The organism is Streptomyces sp. NPDC002181 (genome assembly GCF_042890485.1).
Taxonomy (GTDB): Bacteria; Actinomycetota; Actinomycetes; order Streptomycetales; family Streptomycetaceae; genus Streptomyces.
The window spans coordinates 120,997-139,060 of record NZ_JBIASC010000001.1 but is presented as its reverse complement, the minus strand read 5'-3'; the positions used below and the strand labels follow the sequence as shown (position 1 = coordinate 139,060).

17 protein-coding genes are annotated in these 18,064 nt (G+C 72.0%); 12 read left to right on the top strand and 5 right to left on the bottom strand.

All coding sequences use genetic code 11. From position 1 onward, the window contains the following. Positions 1-93: 93 nt before the first annotated feature. The 7 genes from rsmD to mutM all read left to right on the top strand — a co-directional run bounded on the left by rsmD (position 94) and on the right by mutM (position 5,289). Positions 94-672, top strand: a complete 579-nt coding sequence (gene rsmD, locus ACFYXV_RS00610; protein WP_389381703.1) for a 16S rRNA (guanine(966)-N(2))-methyltransferase RsmD — start codon at positions 94-96, stop codon at positions 670-672. A 29-nt stretch (positions 673-701) separates the two neighbouring features. After that, positions 702-1,181, top strand: coding sequence for a pantetheine-phosphate adenylyltransferase (coaD, locus tag ACFYXV_RS00605; protein ID WP_384707367.1), 480 nt, complete (start codon positions 702-704; stop codon positions 1,179-1,181). 104 nt (positions 1,182-1,285) lie between these two features. Continuing rightward, positions 1,286-2,422: a DivIVA domain-containing protein gene (locus ACFYXV_RS00600; RefSeq protein ID WP_385472836.1), complete on the top strand. Its 1,137-nt coding sequence runs from the start codon at positions 1,286-1,288 to the stop codon at positions 2,420-2,422. Between the two features lie 69 nt (positions 2,423-2,491). Next, positions 2,492-3,202, top strand: coding sequence for a DUF177 domain-containing protein (locus ACFYXV_RS00595; RefSeq protein ID WP_048475945.1), 711 nt, complete (start codon positions 2,492-2,494; stop codon positions 3,200-3,202). 2 nt (positions 3,203-3,204) lie between these two features. Continuing rightward, the gene (gene rpmF / locus ACFYXV_RS00590) at positions 3,205-3,378 is read left to right on the top strand and encodes a 50S ribosomal protein L32 (RefSeq protein WP_003965982.1); all 174 of its coding nucleotides are present in this window, start codon (positions 3,205-3,207) and stop codon (positions 3,376-3,378) included. Positions 3,379-3,397: 19 nt separating this feature from the next. After that, positions 3,398-4,276, top strand: coding sequence for a ribonuclease III (gene rnc, locus ACFYXV_RS00585; protein WP_385472833.1), 879 nt, complete (start codon positions 3,398-3,400; stop codon positions 4,274-4,276). 152 nt (positions 4,277-4,428) lie between these two features. Continuing rightward, a complete protein-coding gene (mutM, locus tag ACFYXV_RS00580) occupies positions 4,429-5,289 on the top strand; it encodes a bifunctional DNA-formamidopyrimidine glycosylase/DNA-(apurinic or apyrimidinic site) lyase (protein ID WP_385472830.1) in 861 nt (286 codons plus the stop codon). Here mutM and ACFYXV_RS00575 read toward each other — a convergent pair. Together ACFYXV_RS00575 and ACFYXV_RS00570 are read right to left on the bottom strand one after the other, a co-directional pair. After that, entirely contained in the window at positions 5,262-5,639 is a 378-nt protein-coding gene (locus tag ACFYXV_RS00575; protein WP_383343248.1) for a winged helix-turn-helix transcriptional regulator, read from the bottom strand. The two genes, mutM and ACFYXV_RS00575, sit on opposite strands and share 28 nt — an antisense overlap. A gap of 85 nt (positions 5,640-5,724) precedes the next feature. After that, positions 5,725-6,672, bottom strand: coding sequence for a CAP domain-containing protein (locus tag ACFYXV_RS00570; protein WP_389381702.1), 948 nt, complete (start codon positions 6,670-6,672; stop codon positions 5,725-5,727). Positions 6,673-6,807: 135 nt separating this feature from the next. Here ACFYXV_RS00570 and ACFYXV_RS00565 point away from each other — a divergent pair, with 135 nt between their 5' ends. The 4 genes from ACFYXV_RS00565 (at position 6,808) to ACFYXV_RS00550 (ending at position 13,358) form a co-directional block, all read left to right on the top strand. Further along, positions 6,808-7,089 (top strand): acylphosphatase, encoded by a 282-nt coding sequence (locus ACFYXV_RS00565; protein WP_048475940.1) that lies wholly within the window; start codon positions 6,808-6,810, stop codon positions 7,087-7,089. Positions 7,090-7,439: 350 nt separating this feature from the next. Then, entirely contained in the window at positions 7,440-7,655 is a 216-nt protein-coding gene (locus ACFYXV_RS00560) for a hypothetical protein (protein ID WP_030162422.1), read from the top strand. A gap of 165 nt (positions 7,656-7,820) precedes the next feature. After that, positions 7,821-11,696, top strand: coding sequence for an AAA family ATPase (locus tag ACFYXV_RS00555; protein WP_389381701.1), 3,876 nt, complete (start codon positions 7,821-7,823; stop codon positions 11,694-11,696). Positions 11,697-11,927: 231 nt separating this feature from the next. Beyond that, on the top strand, positions 11,928-13,358 hold the full coding sequence (locus tag ACFYXV_RS00550) for a sugar porter family MFS transporter (RefSeq protein WP_385477182.1): 1,431 nt from the start codon (positions 11,928-11,930) through the stop codon (positions 13,356-13,358). A gap of 41 nt (positions 13,359-13,399) precedes the next feature. On the opposite strand, the gene ACFYXV_RS00545 is transcribed toward ACFYXV_RS00550, so the two are convergent. Both ACFYXV_RS00545 and ACFYXV_RS00540 read right to left on the bottom strand, forming a co-directional pair. Beyond that, positions 13,400-14,386 carry an LLM class flavin-dependent oxidoreductase gene (locus ACFYXV_RS00545; RefSeq protein WP_385477179.1) on the bottom strand — a complete coding sequence of 329 codons (987 nt, stop codon included), beginning with the start codon at positions 14,384-14,386 and terminating at the stop codon, positions 13,400-13,402. A gap of 63 nt (positions 14,387-14,449) precedes the next feature. After that, a complete protein-coding gene (locus ACFYXV_RS00540) occupies positions 14,450-15,952 on the bottom strand; it encodes a cytosine permease (RefSeq protein ID WP_389381700.1) in 1,503 nt (500 codons plus the stop codon). Positions 15,953-16,095: 143 nt separating this feature from the next. Here ACFYXV_RS00540 and ftsY point away from each other — a divergent pair, with 143 nt between their 5' ends. Further along, positions 16,096-17,316: a signal recognition particle-docking protein FtsY gene (gene ftsY / locus ACFYXV_RS00535; protein WP_385477174.1), complete on the top strand. Its 1,221-nt coding sequence runs from the start codon at positions 16,096-16,098 to the stop codon at positions 17,314-17,316. A 68-nt stretch (positions 17,317-17,384) separates the two neighbouring features. Here ftsY and ACFYXV_RS00530 read toward each other — a convergent pair whose 3' ends face one another. Next, positions 17,385-18,056, bottom strand: a complete 672-nt coding sequence (locus ACFYXV_RS00530; RefSeq protein WP_385477097.1) for a bifunctional DNA primase/polymerase — start codon at positions 18,054-18,056, stop codon at positions 17,385-17,387. Positions 18,057-18,064: the final 8 nt, after the last annotated feature.

Genomic DNA, 18,064 nt, shown 5'->3' with positions numbered 1-18,064 from the left:
GCGGCCGCCCGGTACCGCCCGGGGCCCTCCCGGGCGGTACGACCTATCGTGGAACTCCGCAGTAGCCATGACCGTCGTACCGAAGGACCCCAGATGACCCGCGTGATCGCCGGCAGCGCCGGCGGGCGACGGCTGACCGTGCCCCCGGGCACCGGCACCCGGCCGACCTCGGACCGGATGCGCGAAGGCCTGTTCTCGACCTGGGAGTCGCTGCACGGCATCGAGGGGGCCCGGGTGCTCGACCTGTACGCCGGCTCCGGCGCCGTCGGCCTGGAGGCCCTCTCCCGCGGCGCGGCCCACGCACTGCTGGTCGAGCCCGAGGCCAAGGCCGCCAAGGCGATCCGGGACAACATCAAGGCGCTGGGCCTGCCCGGCGCCGAGTTCCGGGCGGGCAAGGCGGAGCAGATCGTGGCGGTCCCGTCGGGCGCGGCCCCGTACGACGTCGTCTTCCTGGACCCGCCGTACGCCGTCGGCCACGACGATCTTGGCGAGATCCTGCTCACACTCCGCGCCAATGGCTGGCTCACGGGCGATGCGCTCGTCACCGTGGAGCGCAGTACGAGGAGCGGGGCCTTCCCCTGGCCCGAGGGCTTCGAGCCGCTGCGCTCCCGCAAGTACGGCGAAGGCACCCTTTGGTACGGTCGCGCCGCCTTCACCAGCGAAGACTCATGATGCCCGCATCGGAGAGCGAGGGACCCAAGTTGCGCCGAGCCGTCTGTCCCGGGTCATTCGACCCCATCACCAACGGACACCTCGACATCATCGGCCGGGCCTCCCGGCTCTACGACGTCGTGCACGTCGCCGTGATGATCAACCAGTCCAAGCAGGGGCTGTTCACCGTCGAGGAGCGCATCGAGCTGATCCGCGAGGCGACCGCCGACTACGGGAACATCGAGGTCGAGTCCTTCCACGGACTGCTCGTCGACTTCTGCAAGCAGCGCGACATCCCGGCCATCGTCAAGGGCCTGCGCGCCGTCAGCGACTTCGACTACGAGCTGCAGATGGCCCAGATGAACATGGGGCTCTCGGGCGTCGAGACGCTGTTCGTGCCGACCAACCCCACCTACAGCTTCCTGTCGTCCTCCCTGGTCAAGGAGGTCGCGACCTGGGGCGGCGACGTCGCCCACCTGCTGCCGCCGCACGTGCACGCGGCGCTGACCGAGCGGCTCGCGAACCGCTGACGTACTGACGGGCCGTCAGTCCGGTGCCGGGCGTTCACCCGGTGGCCGTACAGTCGTCCCGTCCGTCTCAGGAACCGCCCGAGGCCGAGAGAGTGCGAGCCCCCATGGACGTGCAGAAGAAGCTCGACGAGATCGTCGCGGCCGTCGGCGGCGCCCGGTCCATGCCCATGTCGGCCTCCTGCGTGATCAACCGTGCCGAGCTGCTCGCGCAGCTCGAAGAGGTGCGCCAGGCGCTGCCCGGCTCGCTCGCGCAGGCGCAGGAGCTCATCGGCGGCCGCGAGCAGATGGTCGAGGAAGCCCGCCGGGAGGCGGAGCGGATCATCGAGTCGGCGCACGCCCAGCGCGGCTCGCTGATCTCCGACACCGAGGTCGCGCGCCGCTCGCAGGCCGAGGCGGACCGGATCCTGTCGGACGCCCGCAGGGAGGCCGAGGAGATCCGGGCCGAGGCCGACGACTACGTCGACAGCAAGCTCGCGAACTTCGAGGTCGTGCTCACCAAGACCATCGGCTCGGTCGACCGCGGCCGCGAGAAGCTGCTGGGCCGCGGCCCCGGCCTCGACGAGCAGGGCTACCCGGACGCCGAGGCGCCCGAGCGCAGCCACGATCCGCAGACGCAGCGCGAGCAGGCGGACGCGTACGTGGACACCAAGCTGGCGACCTTCGAGGCGGTGCTCGCCAAGACCCTGGAGGCGGTCGGCCGGGGCCGGCAGAAGCTGCTGGGCCGGGTGCCCACGGACGACCTCGGCGCGCACATCGCCGCCCAGGACGCGGCGGGGGCGCAGCAGTCCCGCTCGGCGAGCGACGCGGACTTCCTGGCGGGGCTGGCGGAGCCCGCGGCCCCGGTGATCCCGGCGCAGGTCCAGCAGGAGCCCGCGTACGACGCGTACGGCTACCAGCAGCCCCAGCAGCAGGACGCCTATCCCGGTGCGGGCACCGGCTCCACCGGAGCGGCCTACGCCGCGCCCTCCTATGGGGACCCCTACGGCTACCAGCAGCAGCCGGATCCGTACGCGGCGATGGGCTACGAGCAGCAGCCGGACCCGTATTCCGGTGCGAGCACCGGCTCCACCGGAGCGGCCTACGCCGCGCAGTACGCCGCGCAGCAGCCGCAGGCCGCACAGCACCACCAGCAGGCCCCGCAGAGCCAGCAGGCCCAGCAGCCCGCGCTCGACGAGACCAGCTTCTTCGACACGAGCATGATCAACCTGGACCAGCTGCGCCAGTACGAGCAGGGCCGCTGAGCCCGGATTGGGCTCAGGGCGAAGCGCCGGGTATCCTGGCTCTTCGGTCGCGCGTATGTACCGCGATCCATGCTGCCCGTATGTGGCGGAATCTTTGATCTTCAGCGATCTGTGAAAGCAGGAACGGCCCTGAATACCCGCCTCGACCACCGCAACCCCCTCGTGTTCGACACGCACGAGCTGGGTCGGCGTCCTGGTGCCATGCAGCGGCTGTCCCGTGAGATCGCGGCACCGGCGGACTTCGGTCTCGCCGGGGTCATCGGTGTGCCGGAAGGCGCCCCGGTGAAGCTCAGCCTCCGCCTTGAGTCGGTCATGGAAGGGGTGCTTGTCACAGGCACCGCCCGTGCATCGGCCACCGGGGAGTGCGTAAGGTGTCTGGAGTCCGTCGAGCGCGAGCTCAAGGCGGACTTCCAGGAGATGTTCTCGTACCCTGACGCCGACGACCGGAGCCGCGCAAAGGCGGAGCCGGCCGACGACGCCGAGGACGACGAGGACACGCTCTTCCTCGAGGACGGCTTGTTCGACCTCGAACCCGTGCTGCGCGATGTGGTGGTGCTCGCACTGCCCATGCAGCCGGTGTGCCGGGAGGACTGTCTCGGACTGTGCCCCGATTGCGGGCTCAGCCTGAACGACGACCCGGACCACCACCATGACGCCGTCGACATCCGTTGGGCGGCATTGCAGGGACTCGTCGTGACCGATCAGGACGACGAGAAGGACAACATGAGCGGCACTGCCTCTGACGGAGTTCAGGGCGCCGCCGAGAAGCAGGAGAAGTAGCCGTGGCTGTTCCGAAGCGGAAGATGTCGCGCAGCAACACGCGCCACCGCCGGTCGCAGTGGAAGGCTGCGGTCCCCACCCTGGTTTCGTGTGAGCGTTGCCAGGAGCCGAAGCTCCAGCACATTGCGTGCCCGAGCTGCGGCACCTACAACAAGCGCCAGGTCCTCGAGGTCTGAGCGGCTGGTGAGAGGCGCAATGTCTGAGCTGTCCAACGCTGAGAAGCAGGCAGACAGTAACAACGCGGCCTCGTCCCACACGCTTCTGGAAGGGCGGCTCGGGTATCGACTCGAGTCCGCCCTTCTGGTGCGTGCGCTGACCCACCGCTCGTACGCGTACGAGAACGGCGGTCTGCCCACCAACGAGCGCCTGGAGTTCCTCGGGGACTCCGTGCTCGGCCTGGTGGTCACGGACACGCTGTACACGACCCATCCCGACCTGCCCGAAGGCCAGCTGGCCAAGTTGCGGGCCGCGGTGGTCAACTCGCGCGCACTGGCGGAGGTCGGGCGCGGCCTCGACCTCGGCTCCTTCATCCGGCTCGGCCGGGGTGAAGAGGGCACGGGTGGCCGGGACAAGGCCTCCATCCTCGCCGACACCCTTGAAGCGGTGATCGGCGCGGTCTACCTCGACCAGGGCCTCGACGCGGCCTCGGAGCTGGTCCACCGGCTCTTCGACCCGCTCATCGAGAAGTCCTCGAACCTCGGGGCCGGCCTGGACTGGAAGACCAGTCTCCAGGAGCTCACGGCGGCCGAAGGGCTCGGCGTGCCCGAGTACCTGGTCACCGAGACCGGTCCGGACCACGAGAAGACCTTCACCGCTGCCGCCCGCGTCGGTGGTGTCTCGTACGGCACCGGCACCGGCCGCAGCAAGAAGGAAGCGGAACAGCAGGCCGCGGAGTCCGCATGGCGCGGAATCCGGGCCAAGGCGGACGAGCGGATCGCGGCGGAAGCCGCGGCATCCGCCGCCGCCAAGGTGACGGTGACGGCTCAGGCCGACACCGGTGCCGATGCCGCGGTCGCGGCATCGGCCGAGGACGGCGGGGCGCCGACGCCCGCCGACCCGACGCCGAACGGCTGAGTCCTTCCTTCGGGACCTCCCGCCCGCCCCTGCCTCCGGGCAGGGGCGGGCGGACCCGTTTCCGGGCCCGGCCGGGGAGGCCGGTACGCTCGCCGGGAGCGACCACGACGCACCACGACGCACCAGAACCGCATCGCCCCCGGAGGACCGCCGTGCCCGAGCTGCCCGAAGTCGAAGTCGTACGGCGGGGCTTGGCGCGCTGGGTGGCCGGCCGCACGATCGAGGCCGTCGAGGTGCTCCATCCGCGCGCGGTACGCCGTCACCCGGCCGGCGGGGCCGATTTCGCCGCCCGGCTGACGGGCGGGACGATCGGCGTCCCGCAGCGGCGCGGCAAGTACCTCTGGCTGCCCCTGGAGGGGCGTGGCCTCTCGGTCCTCGGGCACCTCGGCATGAGCGGACAGCTCCTCGTGCAGCCCGAGGACGCCGCCGACGAGAAGCACCTGCGCATCCGCGTGCGCTTCGCGGACACTGCGGGGACCGAGCTCCGCTTCGTCGACCAGCGCACCTTCGGCGGGCTCTCGCTCCACGAGAACACGCCCGACGGACTGCCCGACGTCATCGCGCACATCGCGCGGGACCCGCTGGACCCCCTCTTCGACGAGGCCGCCTACCACGCGGCGCTGCGCGCCAAGCGGACCACCGTCAAGCGGGCCCTGCTGGACCAGTCCCTGATCAGCGGGATCGGCAACATCTACGCCGACGAGGCGCTGTGGCGGGCGCGGCTGCACTACGAGCGCCCCACCGCCACGCTGACGCGCCCCCGGAGCACGGAACTCCTCGGCCACGTGCGGGACGTGATGAACGCGGCGCTCGACGTCGGCGGCACCAGTTTCGACAGCCTGTACGTCAACGTGAACGGCGAGTCCGGCTACTTCGACCGCTCCCTCGACGCCTACGGGCGCGAGGACGAGCCCTGCCGGCGGTGCGGCACCCCGATGCGGCGCCGGCCGTGGATGAACCGGTCCAGCTACTTCTGCCCGCGCTGTCAGCGGCCGCCGCGCGTGGCGTCGTAGGACTCCCGGGCCCCGATGACCTGGGGCATGCTGCCTTCGAGGAAGTGGATGAGCGCGAGCAGCCGGTCGGCGATCCCGATGCCGAGCGGGGTCAGCTCGTAGTCGACGCGCGGCGGGTTCGTCGGCTGCGCCTCGCGGTGGACGATGCCGTCGCGCTCCAGCGCCTGCAGGGTCTGGGAGAGCATCTTCTCGCTCACGCCGTCGACCTTGCGGCGCAGCTCGTTGAAGCGGCACGAGCCGTCGCGCAGGGCGCCCACGGTGAGGCTGCCCCAGCGGCCCGTGACGTGCTCCAGGGTCTCCCGGGACGGGCACGCGCGCGCGAAGGCGTCGAAGGGCGGCTGTGTTTCCATGCCGGCCAGCTTAACTCCGTACAGCGCTGACCAGAAGTGGGCGCTTTCGGTTGGTAAGTGTTGCTGCGGGCTGGTGAGGCGGCGGCTAGAAGCCGAAGTCCTGGGTCCACCAGGGGCCGCCGTCGGCGACGTACATGCCGACGCCGAGGGTGCGGAACTCGCAGTTGAGGATGTTCGCCTTGTGGCCGGGGCTGTTCATCCACGCGTTCATGACCGCCTGGGCGTCGCCCTGGCCGCGGGCTATGTTCTCGCCGCCGAGGCCGGACAGGCCCGCCTTGGTGGCGCGGTCCCACGGCGAGTTCCCGTCGGGGTCGGTGTGGTCGAAGAAGCCGCGGGTGGCCATGTCCTTGCTGAAGGCGGCCGCCAGCGCCGCGAGCGGCGGGTTCGCGCGGACCGGACCGCAGCCGGCCTGGGCGCGCTCCTGGTTGACCAGGGTGAGTACGGCGGCCTCCTCCGGGGAGTGGCCGTCGGCGGGCGTCGGGGCCGGCGGGGCGGACGGCTCGGGGGCGGCCGTTTTGGGCGCGGCCGGCTTGGGGGCGGCGGTCTTGGGCGCGGCCGTCTTCGGCGCGGCCGGGACCGGGACCGGGAGCAGGCCCTTCTGCGGCTTCGCCTGCGCCTTGGGGGAGGCGGACGCGGAGGCGTCGGGCGTGGGCGAGGCGGAGGGGCTCGGCGAGGCCGGCGTAGGGGAGGCCGAGGGGGAAGGGGAGACGGAGGGGGAAGGGGAGGTGGAGTGCGTGGGAGTTCCCGCGTCGGGAACGGCCGAGGCGCGGCCGGAGAGGTTGGCGAGGCCGCCCTGCTCCTGGGCCACCGGCTTCGGGCTCGGCGAGGGCTCGGCCCCGGCCCGTGTCTTCCCGGTCGAGTCGTCGGCGTCGACGCCGACGTAGGGGAAGGAGCCGCCGACCGGCACCATGCCGGTGGTCACGGCCGCCGTGCCGAGGGCCACGGCCACGGCGCCGCCCAGCAGGGCCGCGCGCACGAGGGTGCGGCGGTTGCCGTCGCGGTCCGGCGCGGCGTGGAGTCGGTGGCGTCCCATCGGCGACGTGCCTTCCTTGCGGCTCAAGATCATCCCTTACGCACCCAAATGGGTGAGTTCACTGCTGCGGGACTGTACGCGATGGGGAGCCGGGGCGATGTGGGGCGAAACTCCTCGCCCCGTTAGCGTTCACGCATGAATGAAGACGTCCGCATGACCGCGTGGGTGCGCGGCCGTGTACAGGGAGTGGGCTTCCGCTGGTTCACCAGGGCCAATGCGCTGGAGATCGGCGGTGTCGTCGGGTTCGCCCTCAACCTCGACGACGGGCGAGTGCAGGTGGTGGCCGAAGGTCAACGTGAGAATTGCCACCGGCTGCTCGACTGGCTGCGCTGCGCCGACACGCCCGGGAGGGTGGACGGAGTGACAGAGATCTGGGGTACACCGCGCGGTGGCTACGACGGGTTCGCGATCCGATGACCGATCGGCTGATCATGTACTGATCACACCTCGGAGCGGTCCGCACCCGGCCGGATCTGCACGTTCCGCTGTCGGTGCGTTGCCGGAGGCGGCGTTCCGTGGAAGGCTCGAAGCAGCGGACGATCTCCACGCCCCTTGGGAGAACCGGGCTGCCCGCCGATACGGGGCGTGATCGTGTTGACCGTCAAACTTTTTGGTGAGACGCTGGAAGCCCCGCGCACCTGAGCTGTTTGGCAGTGCTGGTACCAGTAAGCGCAGTGACTGACAGTTGCTGCCGGACATCCGCGGGTGCGATTCCCTCACGACCCACACCGCTTCGGTCGGTCACTCAGTGTGGAGGACCATCCATCATGGCAAAGGCGCTTCTCGGTTACGTCGGCGGTTCCGACCCGCGACTCCTCGCCGAGATGCGACGGCTTCAGCAGCGCGTCCAGGACCTTGAGTCCGAGCTCGTACGGATTCAGTCCGAAAATGACGCTCTGAACGCGGCCGCCGCTCAGCACGGAGACTCGCTGCTGGACCGCATCGACATCGACGTACCCCAGGCGGAGCCTGCGCTCACCTGATCCGCGCTCTATTCGTCGCTCGACTCCAGCCCCGCAAGATCTGCAAGGGACGCTTCGGCGTCCCTTCTTTCTTGTTGGGCCGGGTGGGGGGACGATCCCTTTGACGTCGGTTCTCCCCTGCACCTTCATGGGTGAAACCGGACGCGAAAGGTAGAGTCCGGCGGCGTGCACCTCAAGTCCCTGACCCTGCGTGGCTTCAAGTCCTTCGCCTCCGCAACCACCCTGCGCTTCGAGCCCGGCATCACGTGCGTCGTGGGGCCCAACGGCTCGGGCAAGTCCAACGTGGTGGACGCGCTGTCCTGGGTCATGGGGGAGCAGGGGGCCAAGTCCCTGCGCGGCGGCAAGATGGAGGACGTCATCTTCGCCGGCACCACCGGGCGGCCGCCGCTCGGACGGGCCGAGGTGTCTCTGACCATCGACAACTCCGACGGCGCCCTGCCGATCGAGTACGCCGAGGTCACGATCACGCGGATCATGTTCCGCGGCGGCAGCAGCGAGTACCAGATCAACGGGGACACCTGCCGGCTGCTCGACATCCAGGAACTGCTCTCCGACTCCGGCATCGGCCGCGAGATGCACGTCATCGTCGGCCAGGGGCAGCTGGACTCCGTCCTGCACGCCGACCCGATGGGCCGGCGCGCCTTCATCGACGAGGCGGCCGGCGTACTCAAGCACCGCAAGCGCAAAGAGAAGGCGCTGCGGAAGCTGGACGCGATGCAGGCCAATCTCGCGCGCGTACAGGACCTCAACGAGGAACTGCGGCGCCAGCTGAAGCCGCTGGGACGCCAGGCCGCGGTGGCCCGGCGCGCCGCCGTCATCCAGGCCGACCTGCGCGACGCGCGGCTGCGGCTGCTCGCCGACGACCTCGTGACGCTGCGGGGCGCGCTGGACGCGGAGATCGCGGACGAGGCGGCGCTGAAGGAGCGCAAGGAGGCGGCCGAGGCACAGCTCGGTCAGGCGCTGCGGCGCGAGGCGGAGCTTGAGGAAACCGTGCGGCGGTTGACGCCGCGGCTCCAGCGGGCCCAGCAGACCTGGTACGAGCTGTCCCAGCTGGCCGAGCGGGTACGGGGTACGGCGTCCCTGGCCGACGCGCGGGTCAAGTCGGCCTCGGCTCCGCCGGAGGACGAGCGGCGCGGCCGGGACCCCGAGGACATGGAGCGGGAGGCCGCGCGGATCCGCGAGCAGGAGGCGGAGCTGACGGCCGCGCTGGAGGCGGCTTCGCGGGCGCTGGAGGACACCGTCGAGCACCGGGCGGAGCTGGAGCGCGCGCTGGCGGCCGAGGAGCGGCGGCTGCGGGACGCGGCACGGGCCATCGCCGACCGGCGCGAGGGGCTGGCGCGGCTGACGGGGCGCCTCGGCGCGGCCCGGTCCCGGGCCGGGGCGGCGCAGGCGGAGATCGACCGGCTGGTGGCGGCGCGGGACGGGGCCCGGTCCCGGGCGGGCGCCGCCCAGGCGGAGTACGAGGCGCTGGCCGAGGAGGTCGGCGGGCTCGAAGACCCGGCGGTGGACGAGGAGTACGCGGCGGCCCGGGCGGAGCTCGCGGCGGCGGAGACCGCGCTGGGGCAGGCGCGGGACGCGGCGGCGGCCGCGGAGAAGTCCCGGGCCGCGGTGTCGGCGCGGCGCGACGCGCTGGCCCTCGGGCTGCGGAGGAAGGACGGCACGGGAGCGCTGCTCGCCGCGCGGGAGCGGCTGGCGGGGCTGCTGGGGCCGGCGGCGGAGCGGCTGTCGGTGACCCCGGGGTACGAGGTCGCGGTGGCGGCGGCACTGGGCGCCGCGGCGGACGCGCTGGCGGTGTCCTCGCCGGGGGCGGCGGCCGATGCGATCCGCCATCTCCGCGCCACGGACGCGGGACGGGCCACCCTCCTGATCACGCCCCCGCCGCCCGGCATCCCGATCCCGGGCCAGGGCGAGGCCGCCGCCGGCGTGCCGGTCCCGCCGGCCGCGACCCCGCTCCCGGGCCGGGCCGCGGGGACGGCCGGCAGCACGGACGCACAGCCCCCGGCGGGCTCGCCGTCGGGGATCCCGGGCCAGGCGGCGGCCGGGGCGAACGCGGGGGCCGTCCCGGCGGGTTCGCCGCGCGCCCAGGCGCCGACGGGGCAGGACCCCGGGACCGTCGCGGGCCACGGGTCCCAGACACCGGCCGGGCCGGCGCGGGCCGCCGAAGGCTCCGCCGCCGGCGGTGTGGCCGGCGGGCCGGGCGCGGCGGCCGCCGCGCTCCCCGCGGCGCGGGGTTCGGCGTCGGACCCGGCCGGCGCGGCGTTGCCCGCCGGGGGGCTGGTGCGGGGGGACGCGGAGGCCGTGCGGGCCGTCGGGTGGGTGTTGCGGGAGTACGTGGTCGTCGGGGCGCTGGACGAGGCCGAGCGGGTGGTCGCGGCGCGGCCCGGTCTCGTCGCCGTGACCCTTGAGGGCGACGTGCTCGGTGCGCACCTCGCGCACGGGGGGTCCGCCGGGGCGCCCAGTCTGATCGAGGTGCAGGCAGCCGTCGACGAAGCCGGCGCGGAACTGGTGCGGCTCGACGCCGAGTGCGCGGACGGCGCCGCCGCGCGGGATCGCGCCCAGGAGCTGCGGGGCGAGCTCGTCGCGCGGGTCGAGGAGGTCGGTGAGCGGCGCCGGGCCGGGGAGCAGGCCCGGGCCGGGGTGGCGCAGCAGCTGGGCCGCCTCGCCGGGCAGGCGAAGGGCGCAGCGGGCGAGGCCGAGCGCAGCGCCGCCGCCGCGGCCAAGGCCCAGGACGCGCTGGAGCAGGCGCTCGCCGAGGTCGAGGAGTGCGCCGAACGCCTCGCCGTCGCCGAGGAGATGCCGGTGGAGGAGGAGCCGGACACCGCCGTACGGGACCGGCTCGCCGCCGACGGGGCCAACGCCCGCCAGACCGAGATGGAAGCCCGGCTGCAGCTCAGGACCCACGAGGAGCGGGTCAAGGGGCTGGCCGGCCGGGCCGATTCCCTCGACCGCGGAGCCCGCGCCGAGCGCGAGGCCCGCGCCCGCGCCGAGCGCCGCCGCGACCGGCTGCGCCACGAGGCCGAGGTGGCCCGCGCCGTCGCCGACGGGGCCCGGCAGCTCCTCGCGCACCTGGAGGTCTCGCTCGGCCGGGCCGAGCAGGAGCGCACCGCCGCCGAGTACGCCAAGGGCCTGCGCGAACGGGAACTCGGCGAGGCCCGGAGCCGCGGCCGCGACCTCAAGGGCGAGCTCGACAAGCTGACCGACTCCGTCCACCGCGGCGAGGTGCTCGGCGCCGAGAAGCGGCTGCGCATCGAACAGGTGGAGTCGCGCGCCCTGGAGGAGTTCGGGATGGAGGCGGCGGCCCTCGTCGCCGAGTACGGGCCGGACCAGCCCGTACCGCCGAGCCCGCCCGCCGAGGGCGAGGACGCGGACGAGGCCGCCGAGCCGGGTCCCTTCGTCCGGGCGCGGCAGGAGAAGCGGCTCAAGGCGGCCGAGCGCGCGTACCAGCAGCTCGGCAAGGTCAACCCGCTCGCCCTGGAGGAGTTCGCGGCGCTGGAGGAGCGCCACCGCTTCCTGAGCGAGCAGTTGGAGGACCTGCGCAAGACCCGGGCCGATCTCCTTCAGGTAGTGAAGGAGGTCGACGAGCGCGTCGAGCAGGTGTTCACCGAGGCCTACCGGGACACCGCCCGGGAGTTCGAAGGGGTGTTCTCGCGACTGTTCCCCGGCGGCGAGGGCAGGCTGGTCCTCACCGACCCCGACAACATGCTGACCACCGGCGTGGACGTGGAGGCCCGCCCGCCCGGCAAGAAGGTCAAGCGGCTCTCCCTGCTCTCGGGCGGCGAGCGCTCGCTGACCGCCGTCGCCCTGCTGGTTTCGATCTTCAAGGCCCGCCCCAGCCCCTTCTACGTGATGGACGAGGTCGAGGCCGCTCTCGACGACACCAACCTGCAGCGGCTGATCCGGATCATGGAGGAGCTCCAGGAGAGCTCACAGCTGATCGTCATCACGCACCAGAAGCGGACGATGGAGGTCGCCGACGCGCTGTACGGCGTCTCCATGCAGGGCGACGGGGTCTCCAAGGTCATCAGCCAGCGGCTCCGTTGAGCTTTTACTTCACTTAGTGAACACATTCAGCCAGGGCTCATGGGTCAGCTCTGTGAAGAATCGGGTTCATTCCTCCTATTGACTTCAGAAAGTGAAGCCATAGGCTCTGCTGTGCCGTGTTGACGTTCAGGTGGTGGCAAGCAGTTTGCTGTGCGCCACTAGAGGAACACGAGCAAGCAACAACGAAACCCCCACACAGCCCGCCGTCGCCGCCGGGCCCAGGAGCGCACCTTGACCAGCACAGCGAACGCACCCGCGTCAGGCGGTGGAAACCCGGTTCACCCCGACCACCTCGGCCACGTCATCTTCATCACCGCGGCCGCTGCCATGGGCGGCTTCCTCTTCGGCTACGACAGCTCCGTCATCAACGGCGCGGTGGAAGCCATCCGCGACCGCTTCGACGTCGGCTCGGCAGTGCTCGCCCAGGTGATCGCAGCGGCGCTGATCGGTTGCGCCATCGGCGCCGCCACCGCCGGCCGCCTCGCCGACCGGATCGGCCGTATCCGCTGCATGCAGATCGCCTCGATCCTGTTCACCGCGAGCGCCATCGGCTCGGCCCTGCCGTTCGCCCTCTGGGACCTCGCGATGTGGCGCGTCATCGGCGGCTTCGGCATCGGCATGGCCTCCGTCATCGGCCCCGCCTACATCGCCGAGGTCTCCCCGGCCGCCTACCGCGGCCGGCTCGCCTCCTTCCAGCAGGCGGCCATCGTCATCGGCATCGCCGTCTCACAGCTGGTCAACTGGGGCATCCTCAACCTCGCCGACGGCGATCAGCGCGGTGAGATCGGCGGGCTCGAAGCCTGGCAGTGGATGCTCGGCGTGATGGTCGTCCCGGCCGTGCTCTACGGCCTGCTGTCCTTCGCCATCCCGGAGTCCCCGCGCTTCCTGGTCTCGGTCGGCCGCACGGAGAAGGCCAAGGAGGTGCTGCGCGAGGTCGAGGGCTCGGGCATCGACGCCGACGCCCGCGTCCGCGAGATCGACCACTCCATGCGCTCCGAGGTGAAGTCCACGTTCAAGGACCTGCTCGGCGGCCGGTTCGGCTTCCTGCCCATCGTCTGGATCGGCATCGGCCTCTCGGTCTTCCAGCAGCTGGTCGGCATCAACGTGATCTTCTACTACAGCTCCTCGCTGTGGCAGTCGGTCGGCATCGACGCGAGCTCCTCGTTCCTGTACTCCTTCGAGACCTCGGTCGTGAACATCATCGGCACGGTGATCGCGATGATCTTCGTGGACCGGCTCGGCCGCAAACCGCTCGCCCTCATCGGCTCCATCGGCATGGCGCTGTCGCTGGGCACGGCGGCCTGGGCCTTCTCGTTCAAGACCGGAACCGGCGACGACATCTCGCTGCCGCACGCGCAGGGCATCACCGCCCTGGTCGCGGCCAACCTCTTCGTTCTGTTCTTCGCCCTGTCCTGGGGCGTGGTGGTCTGGGTGCTGCTCGGCGAGATGTTCCCCGGCCGCATCCGAGCCGCCGCCCTGGGCGTGGCCGCGGCCGCCCAGTGGATCGCCAACTGGGTCATCACCGTCACGTTCCCGTCGCTCTCCGACTGGAACCTCTCGGGCGCCTACATGATCTACACGTTCTTCGCGCTGCTCTCGATCCCCTTCATCCTCAAATGGGTGCCGGAGACCAAGGGCAGGGCGCTGGAGGAGATGGGGTAACCACCCCCGCCAACACCCCTTCTCCTCGATACTGCCCCGGCTCAGTCCTTGAGCCGGGGCAGTACCTGTTCGCAGAGCAGGTGCAGGCTGCGCCAGCCCTCGTCCAGCGGCATCCCGCCGCACAGCGGGTGCAGCACCAGGTTCCCCGCCTCGCCCGCGCCCCGGGCGTACGCGACGGCCTCGTCCGGGGTCAGCACCCGGTACACGCCCTCCGCGCGCAGCTCCGCCACCGAGCGCGCGCCCGACCGTACGGCGCTGCGGATGTCCTTCGACTGCCACGAGGCGTACATGCCCGCCTCGTGCAGGAAGCGGTCGCCGTGCTCGGCCCACACCCGGTCCGGGTCCTGCGCGATGTGCAGCAGCGGGGTCTCGGCCGCCGGCATCATGCAGAATCCCTCCGTCCCGTGCTCCGCGAGCTGTGCCTGGTAGTACGCCTCCAGCTCCGGCAGGTGCGCGCTGGGGAAGAACGGCAGCCCGAGCCGGGCCGCCCGCCTGGCCGCGGCCTTGGAGCTGCCGCCGACCAGGAGCAGCGGGTGCGGCTGCGTGAAGGGCCGCGGGGTGACCCGTACCGTACGGCCGCGGTACTCGAACGGCTCACCGGTCCACGCCCGCAGCAGGGTCTCCAGCAGCTCGTCCTGGAGCCGGCCGCGGCGGCCCCACTCGACGCCGTGCTGCTCGTACTCCTCGGGCCGGTAGCCGATGCCCGCCACCGTCACGAGGCGGCCGCCGCTCAGCAGGTCGAGGACCGCGATGTCCTCCGCCACCTTCAGCGGGTCGTACAGCGGGCCGATGATCGCCGAGACGGTGACCGCGATCCGGCGGGTGGCGCCGAAGACGGCGCCCGCGAAGGCGAACGGCGAGGGCAGCCAGTTGTTGGTCGTGCCGTGGTGCTCCTCGGTCTGGACCGTGTCGATGCCGCGGTCGTCCGCGTACTTCGCCATCTCCAGCGCGGCCTTGTAGCGGGCGGAGAGGCTCTCGGGGGTGCCGTTCGGGTCGACGAGATTGAACCGGGCCACGGTGATGGGCATGGAGAAGTCCCCCTTCGCCGGATGTGGGTGCGCAAGCGAAGGGGGACGTTAGCTGACGTGACGTCAGATGGATAGGGATCCGGCGGCCGCGGGCTCGGGCTCGGGCTCGGGCTCGTCGGCCCCGGCGGTGGGGGAGGCCGCGGCCGCCGTGCGCGGCAGTACGGCGTACAGCAGGCCCGAGGTGACGATGCCGGCCGCCCAGCCCAGGCCGTTCCGCCCGATCCAGGTGCCGGCGAGCGGCCCGCCGAACCAGTCGACCTTCGTGAAGAGCAGCCCCACCACCAGGGCCGTGCCCCACGCGGTCATCGCCTGCCAGGCGAAGCCGCCCCGGTACCAGTAGGCGCTGGTGCGGGTCGTGTCCAGCAGCGCCGCGCCGTCGTACGAGGTGCGGCGCAGCATGTCCACGCCGAAGACGCCGATCCACGCGGAGAAGGCCACGGCCAGCAGCGTCAGGAAGGAGATGAACGAACCGAAGAAGCTGGTCGCGACGACCATCAGCAGGAAGCCGAAGACCAGGCTGATGACGGCGTTGACGCTGACGGCCGCTGCGCGCGGGACCTTGATGCCGAGGGTCTGAGCCGTGAAGCCGGCCGAGTACATGGACATCGAGTTGATCAGCAGCATGCCCAGGAGCGCGATCAGCAGGTACGGCACCGCGATCCAGGCGGGCAGCAGATTGCCGATGAAGGAGACCGGGTCCTGCGCCGTGGCCAGGTCCGGGGTGCCCACCGCCATGACGGCGCCCATCAGCACCATCGGGATCACCACGACGGCCGCGCCGCCGATCGTCGCACCGACCATGCCCTTGGCGGAGGCCGTGCGCGGCAGGTAGCGGGTGAAGTCCGGGCCCGAGGGGACCCAGCTGATGCCGCCCGCGGCGATGGTGCCGATGCCCGCGATCATCATCGCGGTCGAGCCGGCCGGCTTGTCGAAGACGGCGGACCAGTCGCTCTCCACGACCAGGTAGCCGAGCACGAGCACGCTGAAGGCGCCGAAGAGGTACGTCGACCAGGTCGAGCACACGCGCAGGGCGCTGATGCCGAGGCCGGACACCAGGAAGGTGCAGCCGACGAAGAGCACCAGGGTGACCACGATCAGCGCGGTGTTCTTCTTCACCCCGAACAGCAGGTCCAGCACGGTGAGCATGGCGAAGGCCCCGCTGACCGCGTTGATGGTCTCCCAGCCCCAGCGGGCGACCCAGATCAGGGCCCCGGGGAAGAGGTTGCCGCGCTGGCCGAACACGGCCCGCGAGAGCGCCATGCCGGGGGCGCCGCCGCGCTTCCCGGCGATCGAGATCAGCCCGACGAGCCCGTACGAGACGACGGGCGCGGCGATCGCGACGACGAGCACCTGCCAGATGTTGAGCCTGTTGAAGATCACCAGACCGGCGCCCATGGTCAGCAGCAGCACGCTGATGTTGGCGGCGACCCACGTGGGCACGAGCTCGCGGACCCGGCCCGTGCGCTCGCCGTCCGGAACGGGCTCCAGGCCGCGGGTCTCGACCGAGGTCTCGGCGGACGGTTCGGTCGGCGGCTGTATCGCGCCGTCGGCGGGCTCGGCAGGCATGCGGTACTCCGGTGAGCAGGGCGTACGGGTAAGTCGCCCATCATCGTAGATGTGCCGCCAAGTCCACAAATAGAGCCTTACGGCACCACCGGAACCGCAGGAATCGGGGGTCCGGGGCCGCCGTGGCCGATACTGGACGGGTTATGGACATCCTCATCCTTGCTGTAGTCATCGCCCTGGTCGCGGTCGGCGCGATCAGCGGGCTCGTGGTCAGCAGCCGCAAGAAGAAGCAGCTGCCGCCCTCGGCACCGCCGAGCACGCCGACCATCACTGCCCCGCCCGCCGAACCGCAGGTGGGGGAGGACGCCGTAGAGACGGCGGAAGAGTCCCGCCGCACGATCGAGGAGGTCGTCCTCCCCGAAGCGGAGGCTGCGGCTCCCGAGGCGCCCCCCGTCGTCGCCGAGCCCGAGGCACCGGCCGCCCCCGAGATCGAGGTGCCCGAGCCCACGGCCGGCCGTCTGATCCGGCTGCGCGCCCGCCTCGCCCGCTCGCAGAACTCGCTCGGCAAGGGGCTGCTCACGCTGCTCTCCCGGGAGCACCTCGACGAGGACACCTGGGAGGAGATCGAGGAGACCCTCCTGATCGCCGACGTGGGTGTCGTCCCGACGCAGGAGCTCGTGGACCGGCTCCGCGAGCGGGTCAAGGTGCTCGGCACCCGCACCCCCGCGGACCTGCGCGCCCTGCTCAAGGAGGAGCTGCTGACCCTGGTCGGCACCGACTTCGACCGCGCCGTGAAGACCGAGAGCGGCGTGGACACCCCGGGCGTCGTGATGGTCGTCGGCGTCAACGGCACCGGCAAGACCACCACCACCGGCAAGCTGGCCCGCGTGCTCGTCGCCGACGGCCGCTCCGTGGTGCTCGGCGCGGCCGACACCTTCCGCGCCGCCGCCGCCGACCAGCTCCAGACCTGGGGCGACCGCGTGGGCGCCCGTACGGTACGCGGCCCCGAGGGCGGGGACCCGGCCTCGATCGCCTACGACGCGGTCAAGGAGGGCATCGCCGAGGGCGCCGACGTGGTGCTCATCGACACCGCCGGCCGCCTCCACACCAAGACCGGCCTCATGGACGAGCTCGGCAAGGTCAAGCGCGTCGTGGAGAAGCACGGCCCGCTGGACGAGGTCCTGCTCGTCCTCGACGCCACCACCGGGCAGAACGGGCTGACCCAGGCCCGCGTCTTCGCCGAGGTCGTGGACATCACCGGCATCGTGCTGACCAAGCTCGACGGCACCGCCAAGGGCGGCATCGTCGTCGCGGTCCAGCGCGAGCTCGGCGTCCCGGTCAAGCTCGTCGGCCTCGGTGAGGGCGCCGACGACCTGGCGCCGTTCGAGCCGGAGGCGTTCGTGGACGCCCTGATCGGCGACTGAGCGCGGCTCCGTACGACCGTACGCACGAAGGTGCCCCGCGTTCCGGCCGGAACGCGGGGCACCTTCGTTCACTGGCGCCGCAGCCGGTGGCAGATGTACGCGAGGGTGCCGAGCAGCAGCCGGGCCTGCGGGGGGCCGCCCGCGGAGTCCAGCGCGGGCGGGCGCAGCCAGCAGACCGGGCCCAAGCCCGCGTGATCGGAGGGCGGGGCGGTCAGGAAGGCGCCGGACCCCAGGGCGCGCAGGTCGAGGTCGGCGTCGTCCCAGCCCATCCGGTACAGCAGCTGCGGCAGGCCGGCGGCCGCGCCCGGGGCCACGAAGAACTGGGCCCGGCCGTCCGGGGTCGCGGTGACCGGCCCGAGCGGCAGGCCCATCCGCTCCAGCCGGACCAGCGCCCGGCGCCCCGCTTCCTGCGAGACCTCGATGACGTCGAAGGTGCGGCCGACGGGGAGCAGGACCGCCGCGCCGGGGTACCCGCTCCAGGTCTCGGTGACCTCGTCGAGGGTGGCGCCGGCCGGGACGGTCGGAGCGAGGGGCAGCGGATGCGCCCCCGGCGCGCTGCAATTCGTATGACCGCAGGAACAGCCGCGGGCGGGGGCCGCGGCGCGGGCGCCGGGGACCACGTCCCAGCCCCACAGCCCGGTGTACTCCGCGACGGCCGTGCACTCCGACGTCCGGCCGCGGCGACGCGTGCCCGAACGGAACTCCTTGGTGCTGCGGCTGCCGCCGATCGTGAAGCCCATGCCCATGC